Origin of the sequence: Streptomyces sp. NPDC052687 (assembly GCF_040678395.1) — a bacterium.
Classification (GTDB): Bacteria; Actinomycetota; Actinomycetes; order Streptomycetales; family Streptomycetaceae; genus Streptomyces.
In genome coordinates, this window is the sequence record NZ_JBFATR010000022.1 from 1 (window position 1) to 16,608 (window position 16,608).

A 16,608-nucleotide genomic window follows, 5' to 3' on the forward strand; every position below is an offset into this window, starting at 1 on the left:
AATCTCCCAGCTTGTTAGAGTCCGCGTCAATAGGCGTGATCGAGGTCGCCGGAAGGGGAAAGAAAGGCGCTGTCCCCCGCCACCCTGTTCGCGCCCCCTCCGGCTGGGCAGCCCCCGCCCGCGGCTGCGCCTGGTCGGCGTCGCGCTCACCCTCGTCCTGCTCGTCTTCGTCGTCCGCCTGCTCCAGGTGCAGGCCGTCGACGCGAGCGCGTACGCGGCGAAGGCGGAGCAGAACCGGTACGTGGGCCAGGTGCTGGCCGCCGAGCGCGGCGAGATCACCGACCGCGCGGGCATCGCCCTCGCCACCAGCGTCGACGCCTACGACATCACCGCCGACCCGACGCTGTTCACCCGCGAGCAGCTGAAGATCGACGACGGCCCCGAGCAGGCCGCCGCCCTCCTCGCGCCGATCCTCGGCCAGGACCAGGAGGACATCGTCGGGAAGCTGCGGCCCGAGGACGAGAACCTCCGCTACGTCAAGCTCGCCGACCGGCAGACCCCGCAGGTCTGGAAGCAGATCAAGGACCTGAAGTCCGCGCTCGCCAAGAAGCAGCAGTCGGACGATTCCACGGTGAACGTCCTCGCGGGCGTCCTGGCCACCCCCAGCAGCAAGCGGGTCTACCCGAACGGCGAACTGGCCGCCGGGATACTGGGCTGGGTCAACGCCGAGGGCAAGGGCGGCGGCGGCATCGAGCAGCAGCTGGAGAAGCAGCTGGCCGGCAAGGACGGCGAGATCCGCTACGCCCAGTCCGGCGGCCGCCAGGTGCCCACCGTGGGTGCCGAGGAGACGCCCGCCGTGCCCGGCTCGGACGTCGAGCTGACCATCGACCGCGACATCCAGTGGGCGGCGCAGAACGCCATCGCGCGGCAGGTCGAGAAGTCCCGCGCCGACCGCGGCTATGTGATCGTCCAGGACACCCGGACCGGCGAGATCCTGGCCATGGCCAACTCGCCCGGCTTCGACCCCAACGACCTGTCCCGCGCCACCTCGGCGAACATGGGCAACGCGGCCCTCCAGGACGCCTACGAGCCCGGCTCCACCGCCAAGGTCATGTCCATGGCCGCCGTACTGGAGGAGAAGGTCGCCACCCCCACCACGCGGGTCGTGGTGCCCAACCGGCTGCACCGCGGCGACCGGCTCTTCCAGGACGACATCGACCACCCGACCTGGTACCTGACGCTGAACGGCGTGCTCGCCAAGTCCAGCAACATCGGCACCATCCTCGCCACCGGCCAGCTGGGCAGAACACAGGCGGAGGCCAACAAGGTCCTCTACTCCTACCTGCGCAAGTTCGGCATCGGCGAGCCCACCGGACTGCGCTTCCCCGGCGAGACCCCGGGCATCCTCGCCCCGCCGCAGGAGTGGTCGACCTCGCAGCAGTACACGATTCCTTTCGGCCAGGGCGTGTCCATCAACGCGATGCAGGCGGCGTCCGTCTACACGACGATCGCCAACGGCGGCGTCCGGATCGAACCCACCCTGATCCGCGGCACCAAGGGCCCCGACGGACGCTTCGACCCGGCCCCGAAGCCCGAGAGGACGCGGGTGGTCAGTGAGAAGACCGCGAAGACGCTGGCCCGGATGCTGGAGTCGGTGGTCGACGACGAGGAGGGCACCGGCACCAAGGCCCGCATCGCGGGCTACCGGGTCGCGGGCAAGACCGGCACCGCCAACCGAGTGGATCCGGCCACCGGCAAGTACCGCGGCTACACCTCGTCGTTCGCCGGCTTCGCCCCCGCGGACCAGCCCCGGATCACCGTCTACTGCGCCATCCAGAACGCCACCCAGGGCAGCTACTTCGGCGGCCAGATCTGCGGACCCGTCTACAAGCAGGTGATGCGGTTCGCGCTGAAGAGCCTCCAGGTCCCGCCCACCGGCGCCCCGCCGGCGAAGCTGCCGGTGACGTACAAACCCTGATCAGTCACGTCCTGATCAGTCCTGACCAGCACCGAGCAACACCGAGCAACCAGGAACCACCCGTGACAACCATCACCCCGGATTCCGGGAACCACGGCGCCCCCCGCCCCTCGCTTCGCTCCGAAGCGGGTACGCCCGGTACGCTCACCGCCGTGCCACACGCTGATCAGTCCCAAACCACCCAGAAGGGCCATCCCGTGACCTACCCGGGACCGCCCCGGCCGGAGCGGGTGTCCGCCACCCCCCTCACGGAACTCGCCGGCCAGCTGGGTGTCGCCGCGCCGGAGCACACGGCCGGGGTCACGGGCATCACCCATGACTCGCGCGCCGTCCGCCCCGGCGACCTGTACGCCGCCCTGCCCGGCGCCCGCGCCCACGGCGCCGACTTCGTCACCCAGGCCGCCGGTCTCGGCGCCGCGGCCGTGCTGACCGACCCGGCCGGCGCCGAGCGCGCCGCCGCGACCGGTCTGCCGGTGCTCGTCGTCGACGACCCGCGCGCCCGCATGGGCGAGCTGGCCGCCACGATCTACGGCCGGCCCGGACAGGACCTGCTCCAGATCGGCATCACCGGCACCTCCGGCAAGACCACCACGGCCTACCTCGTCGAGGGCGGCCTGAAGACGGTGAAGTCCACCGGACTGGTCGGCACGGTCGAGATGCGCATCGGCGACGAGCGCATCAAGTCCGAGCGCACCACCCCCGAAGCCACCGACCTGCAGGCCCTGTTCGCCGTCATGCGCGAACGCGGCGTCGAGGCGGTCGCCATGGAGGTCTCCAGCCACGCCCTGGTCCTCGGCCGGGTCGACGGCTGCGTCTTCGACGTCGCCGTCTTCACCAACCTCAGCCCGGAACACATGGAGTTCCACTCCGGCATGGAGGACTACTTCCAGGCCAAGGCACAGCTGTTCACACCGCGACGCAGCAGGCTCGGCGTGGTCAACGTCGACGACGAGTACGGCCGCCGCCTCGCCCGCGAGGCCACCGTCCCCGTCGTCACCTACTCCGCCGAGGGCCACCCCGACGCCGACTGGCGCGCCGAGGACGTGACGATCGGTCAGCTCGACTCCACGTTCACCGTGCTCGGCCCGAACGGCGAGCGGATCGCCGCCAAGTCCCCGCTGCCCGGCCCGTTCAACGTGGCGAACACCCTCGCCGCGCTGGTCGCCCTCGCCGCCGCCGGCCTCGACCCGCAGACCGCCGCCGACGGCGTCGCGGCCGTACCGGGCGTCCCCGGCCGCCTGGAGCGGGTGGACGCCGGCCAGCCCTACCTCGCGGTCGTCGACTACGCCCACAAGACCGACGCCGTGGAATCGGTGCTGAAGGCGCTGCGCAAGGTCACCAAGGGCCGGCTGCACGTCGTCCTGGGCTGCGGCGGCGACCGGGACACCACCAAGCGGGCCCCGATGGGCGCCGCCGTGGCACGGCTCGCCGACACCGCCGTACTGACCTCGGACAACCCCCGCTCCGAGGACCCCCTCGCGATCCTCGCGACCATGCTGCAGGGCGCGGCGTCCGTGCCGGTGCACGAGCGCGGCGAGGTCGTGCTGTTCGAGGACCGCGCCGCCGCGATCGCCGCCGCCGTCGAGCGGGCCCGGCCCGGCGACACCGTGCTGGTCGCGGGCAAGGGCCACGAGCAGGGCCAGGACATCGCCGGAGTGGTCCGTCCCTTCGACGACCGCCAGGTGCTTCGCGAAGCCATCCAGAAGACCCAGGGATGAAATCCCGAAAGATCCAGGGGATGAACTTGTGATCGCCCTCTCTCTCGCCGAGATCGCAGAAGTCGTCGGCGGGCAGACGTACGACATACCGGATCCGTCGGTCCTGGTGACCGGGCCGGTCGTCCGGGACTCCCGCGAGGCGGGACCCGGCAGCCTCTTCGTCGCCTTCGTCGGCGAACGCGTGGACGGCCACGACTTCGCGCCACAGGTCGTGGCGGCGGGCGCGGCCGCCGTGCTTGGCTCGCGCCCCGTCGGCGTGCCCGCGATCGTCGTGGACGACGTCCAGGCCGCGCTCGGCGCGCTCGCCCGCCACGTCGTGACGAAGCTCGGCACGACCCTGATCGGGCTCACCGGCTCGGCGGGCAAGACCAGCACCAAGGACCTCCTCGCCCAGGTCCTGCGGCGCAAGGCGCCGACGGTGTTCACGCCCGGCTCGCTCAACAACGAGATCGGGCTGCCGCTGACCGCGCTCAGCGCCACCGAGGAGACCCGGTTCCTGGTCCTGGAGATGGGCGCCCGCGGGATCGGCCACATCCGCTACCTCACCGAGCTGACGCCGCCGAAGATCGGGCTGGTGCTGAACGTCGGCTCCGCCCACATCGGCGAGTTCGGCGGCCGCGAGCAGATCGCGCAGGCCAAGGGCGAGCTGGTCGAGTCCCTCCCCGAGGACGGCACCGCGGTCCTGAACGCCGACGATCCGTACGTACGGGCCATGGCCTCCCGTACCAAGGCGAAGGTGCTCCTCTTCGGCGAGGCCGACGAAGCGGACGTACGCGCCGAGAACGTGCGGTTGACGGACACCGGGCAGCCCTCCTTCACCCTTCACACACCCTCCGGGTGCAGCGACGTGACCATGCGCCTGTACGGTGAGCACCACGTGTCGAACGCGCTCGCCGCGGCCGCCGTCGCCCATGAGCTGGGCATGTCCGCGGAAGAGATCGCCACCGCGCTCTCCGAGGCGGGCTCCCTCTCCCGCTGGCGGATGGAGGTCACCGAGCGCCCGGACGGCGTGACGGTCGTCAACGACGCCTACAACGCGAACCCCGAGTCCATGAAGGCCGCTCTGCGCGCGCTGGTGGCCATGGGCAAGGGGCGGCGGACCTGGGCGGTGCTCGGCAAGATGGCCGAGCTCGGGGACGAATCGCTCGCCGAGCACGACGCGGTCGGACGGCTCGCCGTCCGGCTCAACGTCAGCAAGCTCGTCGCGGTCGGGGGCAGGGAAGCCGCCTGGCTGCAACTGGGCGCATATAACGAGGGTTCGTGGGGTGAGGAGTCGGTGCACGTGTCCGACGCACAGGCGGCGGTCGACCTGTTGCGCAGCGAGTTGCGCCCGGGGGACGTCGTGCTCGTGAAGGCGTCCCGTTCGGTCGGGCTCGAGAAGGTGGCCGAGGCGCTGCTCGAGACCGGTGCCGAGGGTGAGGTTGCCGCCCGATGATGAATCAGGTCCTGTTCGCAGGCGTCATTGGTCTCTTCCTCACCCTGATCGGCACCCCGCTGCTGATCAAGCTGCTGGCGCGCAAGGGATACGGCCAGTACATCCGGGACGACGGCCCGCGCGAGCACGCCAGCAAGCGCGGTACGCCGACCATGGGCGGCATCGCCTTCATCCTGGCGACGGTCGCCGCGTACTTCCTCTCCAAGGTGATCAGCGGCGAGCCGCCGCGCTACTCCGGCGTGCTGGTGCTCGGCCTGATGGTCGGCATGGGCCTGGTCGGCTTCCTCGACGACTACATCAAGATCGTCAAGCGGCGTTCGCTGGGCCTGCGCGCCAAGGCGAAGATGGCCGGCCAGCTGATCGTCGGCATCGCCTTCGCGGTGCTCTCGCTCCAGTTCGCCGACAACCGCGGCAACACCCCGGCCTCCACCAAGCTGTCGTTCATCACCGACTTCGGCTGGACCATCGGCCCGGTGCTGTTCGTGGTCTGGGCGCTGTTCATGATCCTCGCCATGTCCAACGGCGTGAACCTGACGGACGGTCTGGACGGCCTGGCCACCGGCGCCTCGGTCCTCGTCTTCGGCGCCTACACCTTCATCGGCGTCTGGCAGTTCCAGGAGTCCTGCGCCAACGCGCAGACCCTCACCAACCCCGGCGCGTGCTACGAGGTGCGCGACCCGCTCGACCTCGCGGTGGTCGCCTCCGCGCTGATGGGCGCCTGCCTCGGCTTCCTGTGGTGGAACACCTCGCCGGCCAAGATCTTCATGGGCGACACCGGTTCGCTGGCGCTCGGCGGTGTGCTCGCGGGTCTCGCGATCTGCTCCCGCACCGAGCTGCTGCTCGCCATCCTCGGCGGCCTGTTCGTCCTCATCACCATGTCGGTGGTCATCCAGGTCGGCTCCTTCCGGCTGACCGGCAAGCGGGTCTTCCGGATGGCCCCGCTCCAGCACCACTTCGAACTCAAGGGCTGGTCCGAAGTGCTCGTGGTGGTCCGCTTCTGGATCATCCAGGGCATCTGCGTGATCGTCGGACTCGGCCTCTTCTACGCGGGATGGGCAGCAGAGAAGTGACCGACTGGCAGGGAAAGCGCGTCACCGTCGCCGGGCTCGGCGTCTCCGGCGTCCCGGCGGCCAAGGTGCTGCACGGGCTCGGCGCGATCGTCACGGTCGTCAACGACGGCGACGACGAGCGGGCCCGGGCACAGGCCGACGAGCTGCGGGACCTGGGCGTCACCGTCCGCCTCGGCGACGGCGCGACCCTGCCCGAGGGCACCGAGCTGATCGTCACCGCGCCCGGCTGGAAGCCGGACAAGCCGCTGTTCACGGCGGCCCGCGAGGCGGGGGTCCCCATCTGGGGCGACGTGGAGCTGGCCTGGCGGCTGCGCCGCCCCGACTCGGCGCCCTGGCTGTGCGTGACCGGCACCAACGGCAAGACCACCACCGTGCAGATGCTGGCCTCCATCCTGAAGGCCGCCGGGCTGCGCACCGCCGCCGTCGGCAACATCGGCGTCTCGCTGCTCGACGCGGTGCTCGGCGACGAGGAGTACGACGTCCTCGCCGTGGAGCTGTCCAGCTACCAGCTGCACTGGGCGCCGTCCCTGCGCGCCCACTCCGCCGCCGTCCTCAACCTCGCCCCCGACCACCTCGACTGGCACGGCTCCATGGAGGCGTACGCCAAGGACAAGGGCCGCATCTACGAGGGCAATCGGGTCGCCTGCGTCTACAACGTGGCCGACAAGGCCACCGAGGACCTGGTGCGCGAGGCCGACGTCGAGGAGGGCTGCCGCGCCATCGGCTTCACCCTCGGCACCCCCGCGCCGTCCCAACTCGGCGTCGTGGAGGGCATCCTCGTCGACCGCGCCTTCGTCGAGAACCGGCACAAGAACGCCCAGGAGCTCGCCGAGGTCGCCGACGTCGACCCGCCGGCCCCGCACAACATCGCCAACGCCCTTGCCGCGGCGGCCCTCGCCCGCGCCTTCGGGGTGCCCCCACAGGCCGTACGCGACGGGCTGCGGGCCTTCCGCCCGGACGCCCACCGCATCGCGCACGTCGCCGACGTGGACGGCGTCGCGTACGTCGACGACTCCAAGGCGACCAACACGCACGCCGCGCAGGCCTCGTTGGCCGCCTACGAGTCGATCGTGTGGATCGCGGGCGGCCTCGCCAAGGGCGCCACCTTCGACGAACTGGTCGCGAGCGCGGCGAAGCGGCTGCGCGGCGTCGTTCTGATCGGCGCCGACCGCGCGCTGATCCGCGAAGCGCTCGCGCGACACGCCCCGGAAGTACCCGTCGTCGACCTCGACCGGACCGACACTGGGGCGATGCTCGCGGCTGTCCAGGAGGCCCGGCGCCTCGCCGGACCCGGCGACACGGTGCTGCTGGCCCCGGCCTGCGCCTCCATGGACATGTTCGTCAACTACAACCAGCGCGGTGACGCGTTCGCGGCGGCGGTCCGCGAACTCGGAGCGGGCGCCTGACGGCGGGTCTCGACCACGGCGGGTGCTTCGGGACCCTTGGGAGGGACGAGTGACTCGGATGTGGCTCCAGACAGCCCGGTGCGGGCCCGCCGGCGGCGCGGCACGGCGACGGCCCGCCCGCCCGCCGGCCTCCGGCCTCCCGCGCGCGGCCCGAAGGACACGCGGGACCGGCGCGACCCCCGCCGGGGCGTACCGCCGCGGCCGGAGGACGGGGGCCTGCCATGCCCGGTAGCCGTACGGGCCGTCCCCCGGTGCCGCGCGCGGCGCGGCCCCTCGCCGCCCCCCGCGAGAACCCGGTCACGCGGTACTACACACGCGCCCGCAGGGCCTGGGACCGCCCGCTGACCGCCTACTACCTGATCCTCGGCGGCAGCCTGCTGATCACCGTCCTGGGCCTGGTGATGGTCTACTCGGCCTCCCAGATCACCGCGTTGCAGATGTCGCTGCCGGGCTCCTACTTCTTCCGCAAGCAGCTGCTGGCCGCCGTGATCGGCGCCGGACTGCTGTACGCGGCCTCCCGGATGCCGGTGAGGCTGCACCGCGCGCTCGCCTACCCGATCCTCGCCGGCGCCGTCTTCATGATGGCCCTGGTGCAGGTGCCCGGGATAGGGATGGCGGTCAACGGCAACCAGAACTGGATCGCGCTCGGCGGCTCCTTCCAGATCCAGCCCAGCGAGTTCGGCAAGCTCGCCCTGGTGCTGTGGGGCGCCGACCTGCTCGCCCGCAAGCAGGACAAGAAGCTGCTGGCGCAGTGGAAGCACATGCTGGTGCCGCTCGTCCCGGTGGCGTTCATGCTGCTCGGGCTGATCATGCTCGGCGGCGACATGGGCACCGCGATCATCGTCACGGCGATCCTGTTCGGGCTGCTGTGGCTGGCGGGGGCGCCCACCCGGCTGTTCGTCGGGGTGCTGGGGGTCGCCGGGGCGATCGGCGCGCTGCTGATCCAGACCAACTCCAACCGGCTGGACCGCTTCGCCTGCATCGGCGCCACCGAGATGGGCCCCGACGGCTCCTGCTGGCAGGCCGTGCACGGGATCTACGCCCTCGCGTCCGGTGGACTCTTCGGTTCCGGCCTCGGCGCGAGTGTGGAAAAATGGGGTCAACTCCCCGAAGCGCACACCGACTTCATCTTCGCCGTCACCGGTGAGGAACTGGGCCTCGCGGGGACGCTGTCGGTGCTCGCCCTCTTCGCCGCTCTAGGCTATGCGGGTATCCGCGTGGCCGGACGCACGGAGGACCCCTTCGTCAGGTATGCCGCGGGAGGCGTGACCACCTGGATCACGGCCCAGGCCGTGATCAACATGGGTGCGGTGCTCGGCCTGCTGCCGATCGCCGGAGTCCCCCTCCCGCTGTTCTCCTACGGAGGATCCGCCCTGCTGCCGACCATGTTCGCCATCGGGCTGCTGATCGCCTTCGCGCGCGACGAGCCCGCTGCGCGGGCGGCGCTTGCGATGCGGCAACCCCGCTTTGGTAGAAAGCGGGGGGCTGGGGGTTCTGCGGGGCCCCGGAGATGGAACACGATGCGACGGCGCACCTCGGCGGTGCGCTCGTCCGGAGAGCGGTGAATTTCGGTGCATGTCGTACTCGCCGGCGGGGGCACCGCGGGCCACATCGAGCCCGCGCTCGCCCTCGCGGACGCCCTGCGCAGGCAGGACCCGACCGTGGGCATCACGGCCCTGGGCACGGAGCGCGGTCTGGAGACCAGGCTGGTCCCCGAGCGGGGCTACGAGCTGGCGCTGATCCCGGCCGTACCGCTGCCCCGCAAGCCCACCCCCGAGCTGATCACCGTCCCGGGCCGGCTGCGCGGCACCATCAAGGCGGCCGAGCAGATCCTGGAGCGCACCAAGGCGGACGTCGTGGTCGGCTTCGGCGGCTATGTGGCGCTGCCCGGCTATCTGGCCGCCAAGCGGCTCGGCGTGCCGATCGTCATCCACGAGGCCAACGCCCGCCCCGGCCTCGCCAACAAGATCGGCTCGCGGTACGCCGCGCAGGTCGCCGTCGCCACCCCGGACAGCAAGCTGCGCAACGCCCGCTACATCGGCATCCCGCTGCGGCACTCCATCGCCACCCTGGACCGGGCCGCCGCCCGCCCCGAGGCGCGCGCGATGTTCGGGCTCGACCCGAACCTGCCGACCCTGCTCGTCTCCGGCGGCTCGCAGGGCGCGCGCCGTCTGAACGAGGTCGTGCAGCAGGTCGCGCCGTGGCTGCAGCAGGCCGGGATCCAGATCCTGCACGCGGTCGGCCCGAAGAACGAACTGCCGCAGGTGCACCAGATGCCGGGGATGCCCCCCTACATCCCGGTAAGTTACCTGGACCGGATGGACCTCGCGTACGCCGCGGCCGACATGATGCTCTGCCGCGCGGGTGCGATGACCGTCGCCGAACTCTCCGCCGTCGGACTCCCGGCCGCCTACGTCCCGCTGCCCATCGGCAACGGCGAGCAGCGGCTGAACGCCCAGCCGGTGGTCAAGGCCGGCGGCGGCCTGCTGGTCGACGACGCGGAACTCACCCCCGAGTGGGTGCAGCAGAACGTCCTGCCCGTGCTCGCCGACCCGCACCGGCTGTACGAGATGTCCCGTGCCGCCGCCGAGTTCGGCCGCCGGGACGCCGACCAGCTGCTGGTCGGCATGGTGTACGAGGCGATCGCCGCCCACCGTGCACGCCACTAGGAACCGTATGTCGATGTGAGCGGAAGGCAGGGAGCGTGGCCGGACCCACCACCGCCGAGCGCGGTGCGCGCCAGCAGGAGTCGTCCGGCCCGCCTCCCGCCCGGCGGCCGCGGCCGCCCGCGTTCCGCACCCTCGTCGCCCTGGCCGTCGCCCTGGCGCTGCTCGGCGCGGGCGGCGGCTGGGTGCTGTACGGCTCGCAGTGGCTGCGGCTGGAGGAGGTCTCCGTCTCCGGTACCCGGGTGCTCACCCCGGCGCAGGTGCGCGAGGCGGCCGACGCGCCCCTCGGGGCTCCGCTGGCCTCCGTCGACACGGGGGCCATGGAGAACCGGCTGCGCAGGAAATTGCCCCGAATTGCCGCCGTTGATGTGGTCCGTTCCTGGCCGCGGGGAATCGGGCTGGAAGTAACCGAGCGCACTCCGGTTCTGCTGGTGAAAAAGGGCGGGAAGTTCGTGGAAGTGGACAAGGAAGGCGTCCGTTTCGCCACGGTTTCTCACGCCCCGAAAGGCGTTCCCCTTCTCGAATTGAGGCCGTCGCGGTCCCGTTCCGCCGCGGCCAGCCTGCGCCGCTTCGGGGAGGGACGGCTGGTCCGGGAGGCGGTCCGGGTGGCCGGGGCGCTGCCGGAGGCGGTCGCGCACCGCACCCGCGCGGTCAAGGTGCGTTCCTACGACGACATCTCGCTGAAGTTGAAGGACGGGCGCACCGTGGCCTGGGGAAGCGGCGAGAAGGGGGCCGCGAAGGCCCGTACCCTCACCGCTCTGCTGAAAGCGGCCCCGTCCGCGCGGCACTTCGACGTGAGCGTCCCCACCGCCCCCGCGTCATCGGGGAGTTGACGCACATCCGCGCAGGCCAGCACCCTGGTTGGGCACCGCTATGGCTGATCACATAGGGTGAAAAGAAAAACGGGAGGTTCGGCGTGTTCGTTGAACGTGCGCCACTTGTCGACTTAGTGTCCTGTTCAGAAGACTCCAGGGAACAGACACACTGGTAACCCTAAACTTCAACGTTAGGGTTCGGGTCGGCGATACGGACCGTCCCATTCGGCATCAGTCGTCGGATCGCGCGGGCGCAGTGCCCACGCCGGTACGGCGACACGTAACTCGAGGCGAGAGGCCTTCGACGTGGCAGCACCGCAGAACTACCTCGCAGTCATCAAAGTCATCGGTGTCGGCGGCGGTGGTGTCAATGCCATCAACCGGATGATCGAGGTCGGTCTCAAGGGCGTCGAGTTCATCGCCATCAACACCGACGCGCAAGCTCTGTTGATGAGCGACGCCGACGTCAAGCTGGACGTCGGCCGCGAACTCACCCGCGGACTCGGCGCCGGAGCCAACCCGGCCGTCGGCCGCAAGGCCGCCGAGGACCACCGCGAGGAGATCGAGGAGGTCCTCAAGGGGGCCGACATGGTCTTCGTGACGGCCGGTGAAGGCGGCGGCACCGGCACCGGCGGCGCGCCCGTCGTGGCCAACATCGCACGCTCCCTCGGCGCGCTCACCATCGGCGTGGTCACGCGCCCGTTCACCTTCGAGGGACGGCGCCGCGCGAACCAGGCCGAGGACGGCATCGCCGAGCTGCGCGAAGAGGTCGACACCCTCATCGTCATCCCGAACGACCGCCTGCTGTCCATCTCGGACCGCCAGGTCTCGGTCCTCGACGCCTTCAAGTCGGCGGACCAGGTCCTGCTCTCCGGCGTTCAGGGCATCACCGACCTCATCACCACCCCCGGCCTGATCAACCTGGACTTCGCCGACGTCAAGTCGGTCATGTCCGAGGCCGGTTCGGCCCTCATGGGCATCGGCTCGGCCCGCGGCGACGACCGCGCGGTGGCCGCGGCCGAGATGGCGATCTCCTCCCCGCTGCTGGAGGCGTCCATCGACGGCGCCCGCGGCGTGCTGCTCTCGATCTCCGGCGGCTCTGACCTCGGCCTGTTCGAGATCAACGAGGCCGCCCAGCTGGTCAGCGAGGCCGCCCACCCCGAGGCGAACATCATCTTCGGCGCGGTCATCGACGACGCCCTCGGCGACGAGGTGCGGGTCACCGTGATCGCGGCCGGCTTCGACGGCGGTCAGCCGCCGGCCCGCCGGGACAACGTCCTCGGTTCGGCCTCCTCGGCCCCGGCCCGCCGCGAGGAGCCCGCTCCGCCGGCGCGGCAGCCGGAGAGCCGCCCGTCCTTCGGCTCGCTGGGCAGCGTCACGCCGAAGGAGGAGCCGGAGCCCGCGCCGGAGCCGGTGAACGACATCCCGGTCGCCCCGCCGGTCACCCCGGCACCCCGGACCTACACGGACAGCGCGGCCGAGGAGCTGGACGTCCCGGACTTCCTGAAGTGATAGGACAGCGCGAGAGCGTGAGCGGCGCGCACTTCGCCTTCACCGACCGGTGGGGCGGGGTGAGCGCCGCTCCGTATGAGGAGCTCAACCTCGGCGGCGCGGTCGGTGACGACCCGGCCGCCGTGACGGCCAACCGGGAGCTGGCGGCGAAGTCGCTGGGCCTCGACCCGGCCCGGGTGGTCTGGATGAACCAGGTGCACGGCAACGACGTGGCGGTGGTCGACGGGCCGTGGGGCTCCGCCGCCGAGATCCCCTCGGTGGACGCGGTGGTCACCGCCCGCCGGGGGCTCGCCCTCGCCGTGCTCACCGCCGACTGCACCCCCGTGCTGCTGGCCGACCCGGTCGCCGGGGTGGCGGCCGCCGCCCACGCGGGCCGGCCGGGAATGGTCGCGGGGGTCGTCCCCGCCGCCGTCCGGGCCATGACCGCACTCGGCGCCGAGCCCTCCCGGATCGTCGCCCGCACCGGACCGGCCGTCTGCGGCCGGTGCTACGAGGTGCCGGAGGCGATGCGCGCCGAGGTGGCCGCCGTCGAGCCGGCGGCCCACGCCGTCACCAGCTGGGGCACTCCGGCGGTCGACGTGACCGCGGGGGTGCACGCGCAGCTCGAACGGCTGGGGGTGTGCGACCGGGCGCAGTCGCCGGTGTGCACGCTCGAGTCGCACGACCACTTCTCGTACCGCCGCGACCGCACCACCGGTCGGCTGGCGGGCTATGTCTGGCTGGACTGATGGGGCATGACGGACCGTAGGGACGAACTCGCCGGAAACCTGGCGCGGGTCGAGGAGCGCATCGCCGCGGCCTGCGCTGCGGCCGGCCGCAAGCGTGAAGAGGTGACCCTGATCGTGGTCACCAAGACCTATCCCGCCGACGATGTGCGGATCCTGTCGGAACTCGGTGTGCGCCATGTCGCCGAGAACCGTGACCAGGACGCGGCACCCAAGGCCGCCGCCTGTTCGGATCTGCCCCTTTCCTGGCACTTCGTCGGCCAGTTGCAGACCAACAAGGTCCGATCCGTCGTCGGTTATGCGGATGTGGTGCAGTCCGTCGATCGCGCCCGGCTGGTGACGACCCTGTCCAAGGAGGCCGTACGGGCCGGGCGCGAGATCGGCTGCCTCATCCAGGTCGCCTTCGACGCGGGGGCGAGCGGCCGGGGCGAGCGGGGCGGCGTGGCGCCCGAGGGGATCGGGGAGTTGGCGGACCTGGTCGCGGACTCGCCCGGGCTGCGGCTCGCCGGGCTGATGACCGTCGCACCTCTGACCGGGGAGTACGCCGGTCGCCAACAGGCGGTGTTCGAGCGGTTGATGGATTTGTCGACCGACCTGCGCCGCACCCATCCGGCTGCGAACATGGTCTCGGCAGGGATGAGCGCGGACCTCGAACAGGCCGTGGCCGCCGGAGCGACACATGTACGCGTCGGCACCGCGGTACTCGGAGTCCGCCCCAGGCTCGGGTAACGTCGCCAAGAAGTCGGACCACAGCAGAAAATATGGTCATTACCGTCGAAGGGCGGACATAACGACCTCGTGGATCGCAGGGACTTGGCAGTCGTCAGCCGATCCACCACAGAGCGGAGGACTCAGAGCATGGCCGGCGCGATGCGCAAGATGGCGGTCTACCTCGGCCTCGTGGAGGACGATGGGTACGACGGCCGGGGATTCGATCCCGACGACGACTTCGAGCCCGAACTGGACCCGGAGCCCGAGCGGGATCACCGACGGCATGAACCGTCCCACCAGTCGCATGGTTCACATCAGCCCCAGAGGGAAGAATCGGTGCGAGTGGTGCATCCGCCCACGCCCCGCGAGCCGGTGGCGCACTCCGCTTCGCTACCCGCGGAATCGAGTCGCCCCGCGCGCATCGCGCCCGTGGCATCCATCACACAAGAACGCGCAAGCCTGGAGAAGAACGCACCGGTGATCATGCCCAAGGTCGTATCGGAACGAGAGCCTTACCGGATCACCACGCTTCACCCGCGGACCTACAACGAGGCCCGTACCATCGGGGAACACTTCCGTGAAGGCACCCCGGTGATCATGAATCTGACTGAGATGGACGACACAGACGCGAAGCGACTTGTCGACTTTGCGGCCGGTTTGGTGTTTGGTCTTCACGGCAGCATCGAGCGGGTGACGCAGAAGGTGTTCCTGTTGTCGCCTGCTAACGTCGATGTCACGGCGGAGGACAAGGCCCGCATCGCAGAGGGCGGGTTCTTCAACCAGAGCTGAGACGCACGACCGGAAAAAGCGGTACAAAGCAGTACCCACACAGCACGGGAAACAGGGGAGAGGGAAGCACGGGCATGAGCGTGGTCCTGGATGTCGTCTACATCGCGCTGATGTGCTTCCTCATCGTGCTCATCTTCCGGTTGGTCATGGACTACGTCTTCCAGTTCGCCCGCTCGTGGCAACCCGGCAAGGCGATGGTGGTCGTTCTGGAGGCCACCTACACTGTCACTGATCCACCGCTCAAGCTTCTGCGGCGGTTCATTCCGCCGCTGCGTCTCGGGGGCGTGGCGCTCGACCTGTCCTTCTTCGTACTGATGATCATCGTCTACATCCTGATCTCGATCGTGAGCCGGCTGTGAGCGATGTGACCTACCGTCTTGCCGAATGCCGACGACTACGTTGAGGTGAAGAGATGCCGTTGACCCCCGAGGACGTGCGGAACAAGCAGTTCACGACCGTCCGCCTCCGAGAAGGCTATGACGAGGACGAGGTCGATGCCTTCCTCGACGAGGTCGAAGCCGAACTGACCCGTCTGCTCCGCGAGAACGAGGATCTGCGCGCGAAGCTGGCCGCGGCCACCCGCGCCGCCGCGCAGAACCAGCAGAACATGCGCAAGCCGCAGGAGCAGCAGGACCAGCAGCAGCCTCCGCAGGGCATGCCGCAGCAGGGCATGCGAGGTCCCGGCGCTCCGGTGCCCGCCGGCATATCGGGCCCGCCGCAGCAGCAGATGGGCGGCCCCATGGGTGGCCCGCCCCAGCTGCCGAGCGGTGCCCCGCAGCTGCCCGCCGGCCCCGGCGGTCAGGGTCCGCAGGGTCCCGGTCCGATGGGCCAGGGTCCGATGGGCCAGGGTGGCCCCATGCAGGGCCAGATGGGCCCGGGTCCGATGGGCGGCCCCATGGGCGGTCCGATGGGCGGCCCCGGTCAGGGCCCCGGTGGCGACAGCGCCGCCCGTGTCCTGTCGCTGGCCCAGCAGACCGCCGACCAGGCGATCGCGGAGGCCCGTTCCGAGGCCAACAAGATCGTCGGCGAGGCCCGTTCGCGCGCCGAGGGTCTGGAGCGGGACGCCCGTGCCAAGGCCGACGCCCTGGAGCGGGACGCGCAGGAGAAGCACCGTGTCGCGATGGGCTCCCTGGAGTCCGCCCGCGCCACGCTGGAGCGCAAGGTCGAGGACCTGCGCGGCTTCGAGCGCGAGTACCGCACGCGCCTGAAGTCGTACCTGGAGTCGCAGCTGCGTCAGCTGGAGACCCAGGCCGACGACTCGCTGGCCCCGCCGCGCACCCCGGCGACCGCGTCCCTCCCGCCGTCCCCGGCGCCTTCCATGGCCCCGGCCGGCGCGAGCGCCCCGTCGTACGGCGGCAACCAGTCGATGGGTGGCGCGCCGAGCCCGTCCGCTCCGTCCTACGGCGGCCAGCAGCAGATGTCGCCGGCCATGACCCAGCCGATGGCTCCGGTCCGGCCGCAGGGTCCGTCGCCGATGGGCCAGGCTCCCTCGCCGATGCGCGGGTTCCTGATCGACGAGGACGACAACTGACAGCGCGTAGTACGGCGTAGCCGTCGGCAGCGTTCAGGGCGGGGCCCCGGATTCCGATCCGGGGCCCCGCCCTTTTGTCCGCCCTTTCTCCGCCCTTGTGCCTGCCCTTTCGCTCGTCCTTCCGGGGGAGCGCCCCGGGTTGCCATGGGGCGCTCGGAGTCACGTAGGGTGCTCGGGGGCGCGTAGCGCAGAGGCAGGCGCACCTCGACGACAGTCGAGGGCACGCCGGTTCGAACCCGGCCCGCCCCGGTCCGCTCGTCGCCCTTCCGTGAACTGTGACGACGGGCGACGCGGAAAGGCCCGGCCCCCCTC

14 protein-coding genes and 1 tRNA gene are annotated in these 16,608 nt (G+C 70.9%); all 15 read left to right on the forward strand.

From position 1 onward, the window contains the following. The first annotated feature begins 103 nt into the window (after window positions 1-103). The 15 genes from AB0K92_RS19045 (at window position 104) to AB0K92_RS19115 (ending at window position 16,545) form a co-directional block, all read left to right on the forward strand. Window positions 104-1,918: a penicillin-binding protein 2 gene (locus tag AB0K92_RS19045; protein ID WP_365924425.1), complete on the forward strand. Its 1,815-nt coding sequence runs from the start codon at window positions 104-106 to the stop codon at window positions 1,916-1,918. Between the two features lie 197 nt (window positions 1,919-2,115). Then, entirely contained in the window at window positions 2,116-3,636 is a 1,521-nt protein-coding gene (locus tag AB0K92_RS19050; RefSeq protein ID WP_365924293.1) for a UDP-N-acetylmuramoyl-L-alanyl-D-glutamate--2,6-diaminopimelate ligase, read from the forward strand. Between the two features lie 28 nt (window positions 3,637-3,664). After that, complete coding sequence (gene murF / locus AB0K92_RS19055) at window positions 3,665-5,071, forward strand: UDP-N-acetylmuramoyl-tripeptide--D-alanyl-D-alanine ligase (protein ID WP_165997658.1); 1,407 nt, start codon at window positions 3,665-3,667, stop codon at window positions 5,069-5,071. Then, window positions 5,071-6,141: a phospho-N-acetylmuramoyl-pentapeptide-transferase gene (gene mraY, locus AB0K92_RS19060; RefSeq protein WP_166004785.1), complete on the forward strand. Its 1,071-nt coding sequence runs from the start codon at window positions 5,071-5,073 to the stop codon at window positions 6,139-6,141. Before murF ends, mraY begins: the two co-directional genes overlap by 1 nt. Beyond that, window positions 6,123-7,547, forward strand: a complete 1,425-nt coding sequence (murD, locus tag AB0K92_RS19065) for a UDP-N-acetylmuramoyl-L-alanine--D-glutamate ligase (protein ID WP_365924295.1) — start codon at window positions 6,123-6,125, stop codon at window positions 7,545-7,547. The genes mraY and murD overlap by 19 nt, the downstream gene beginning before the upstream one ends. 221 nt (window positions 7,548-7,768) lie before the next feature. After that, complete coding sequence (gene ftsW / locus AB0K92_RS19070) at window positions 7,769-9,112, forward strand: putative lipid II flippase FtsW (protein ID WP_365924297.1); 1,344 nt, start codon at window positions 7,769-7,771, stop codon at window positions 9,110-9,112. Window positions 9,113-9,118: 6 nt separating this feature from the next. Further along, the gene (gene murG, locus AB0K92_RS19075) at window positions 9,119-10,216 is read left to right on the forward strand and encodes an undecaprenyldiphospho-muramoylpentapeptide beta-N-acetylglucosaminyltransferase (protein ID WP_365924299.1); all 1,098 of its coding nucleotides are present in this window, start codon (window positions 9,119-9,121) and stop codon (window positions 10,214-10,216) included. Between the two features lie 35 nt (window positions 10,217-10,251). Beyond that, complete coding sequence (locus AB0K92_RS19080) at window positions 10,252-11,046, forward strand: FtsQ-type POTRA domain-containing protein (protein WP_365924301.1); 795 nt, start codon at window positions 10,252-10,254, stop codon at window positions 11,044-11,046. 288 nt (window positions 11,047-11,334) lie between these two features. Beyond that, a complete protein-coding gene (gene ftsZ, locus AB0K92_RS19085) occupies window positions 11,335-12,540 on the forward strand; it encodes a cell division protein FtsZ (RefSeq protein WP_165997650.1) in 1,206 nt (401 codons plus the stop codon). Further along, window positions 12,537-13,268 carry a peptidoglycan editing factor PgeF gene (gene pgeF, locus AB0K92_RS19090; protein ID WP_365924303.1) on the forward strand — a complete coding sequence of 244 codons (732 nt, stop codon included), beginning with the start codon at window positions 12,537-12,539 and terminating at the stop codon, window positions 13,266-13,268. Before ftsZ ends, pgeF begins: the two co-directional genes overlap by 4 nt. Window positions 13,269-13,274: 6 nt before the next feature. Beyond that, a complete protein-coding gene (locus AB0K92_RS19095; protein ID WP_365924305.1) occupies window positions 13,275-13,994 on the forward strand; it encodes a YggS family pyridoxal phosphate-dependent enzyme in 720 nt (239 codons plus the stop codon). Between the two features lie 129 nt (window positions 13,995-14,123). After that, window positions 14,124-14,765 carry a cell division protein SepF gene (sepF, locus tag AB0K92_RS19100; protein ID WP_165997644.1) on the forward strand — a complete coding sequence of 214 codons (642 nt, stop codon included), beginning with the start codon at window positions 14,124-14,126 and terminating at the stop codon, window positions 14,763-14,765. Window positions 14,766-14,839: 74 nt separating this feature from the next. Continuing rightward, window positions 14,840-15,124 carry a YggT family protein gene (locus tag AB0K92_RS19105; protein WP_007448661.1) on the forward strand — a complete coding sequence of 95 codons (285 nt, stop codon included), beginning with the start codon at window positions 14,840-14,842 and terminating at the stop codon, window positions 15,122-15,124. 53 nt (window positions 15,125-15,177) lie between these two features. Then, window positions 15,178-16,296 carry a DivIVA domain-containing protein gene (locus tag AB0K92_RS19110; RefSeq protein ID WP_365758776.1) on the forward strand — a complete coding sequence of 373 codons (1,119 nt, stop codon included), beginning with the start codon at window positions 15,178-15,180 and terminating at the stop codon, window positions 16,294-16,296. Between the two features lie 175 nt (window positions 16,297-16,471). Then, window positions 16,472-16,545, forward strand: a tRNA-Ser gene (locus tag AB0K92_RS19115). The last annotated feature ends 63 nt before the right edge of the window (window positions 16,546-16,608 follow it).

What these genes read in the sequence shown, in the direction of transcription:
- AB0K92_RS19110 (WP_365758776.1), top strand. Translation starts at nt 15,178, where the DNA reads ATGCCGTTGACCCCCGAGGACGTGCGGAACAAGCAGTTCACGACCGTC.
- murD (WP_365924295.1), top strand. Translation starts at nt 6,123, where the DNA reads ATGGGCAGCAGAGAAGTGACCGACTGGCAGGGAAAGCGCGTCACCGTC.
- AB0K92_RS19095 (WP_365924305.1), top strand. Translation starts at nt 13,275, where the DNA reads ATGACGGACCGTAGGGACGAACTCGCCGGAAACCTGGCGCGGGTCGAG.
- mraY (WP_166004785.1), top strand. Translation starts at nt 5,071, where the DNA reads ATGAATCAGGTCCTGTTCGCAGGCGTCATTGGTCTCTTCCTCACCCTG.
- sepF (WP_165997644.1), top strand. Translation starts at nt 14,124, where the DNA reads ATGGCCGGCGCGATGCGCAAGATGGCGGTCTACCTCGGCCTCGTGGAG.
- AB0K92_RS19105 (WP_007448661.1), top strand. Translation starts at nt 14,840, where the DNA reads ATGAGCGTGGTCCTGGATGTCGTCTACATCGCGCTGATGTGCTTCCTC.
- ftsW (WP_365924297.1), top strand. Translation starts at nt 7,769, where the DNA reads ATGCCCGGTAGCCGTACGGGCCGTCCCCCGGTGCCGCGCGCGGCGCGG.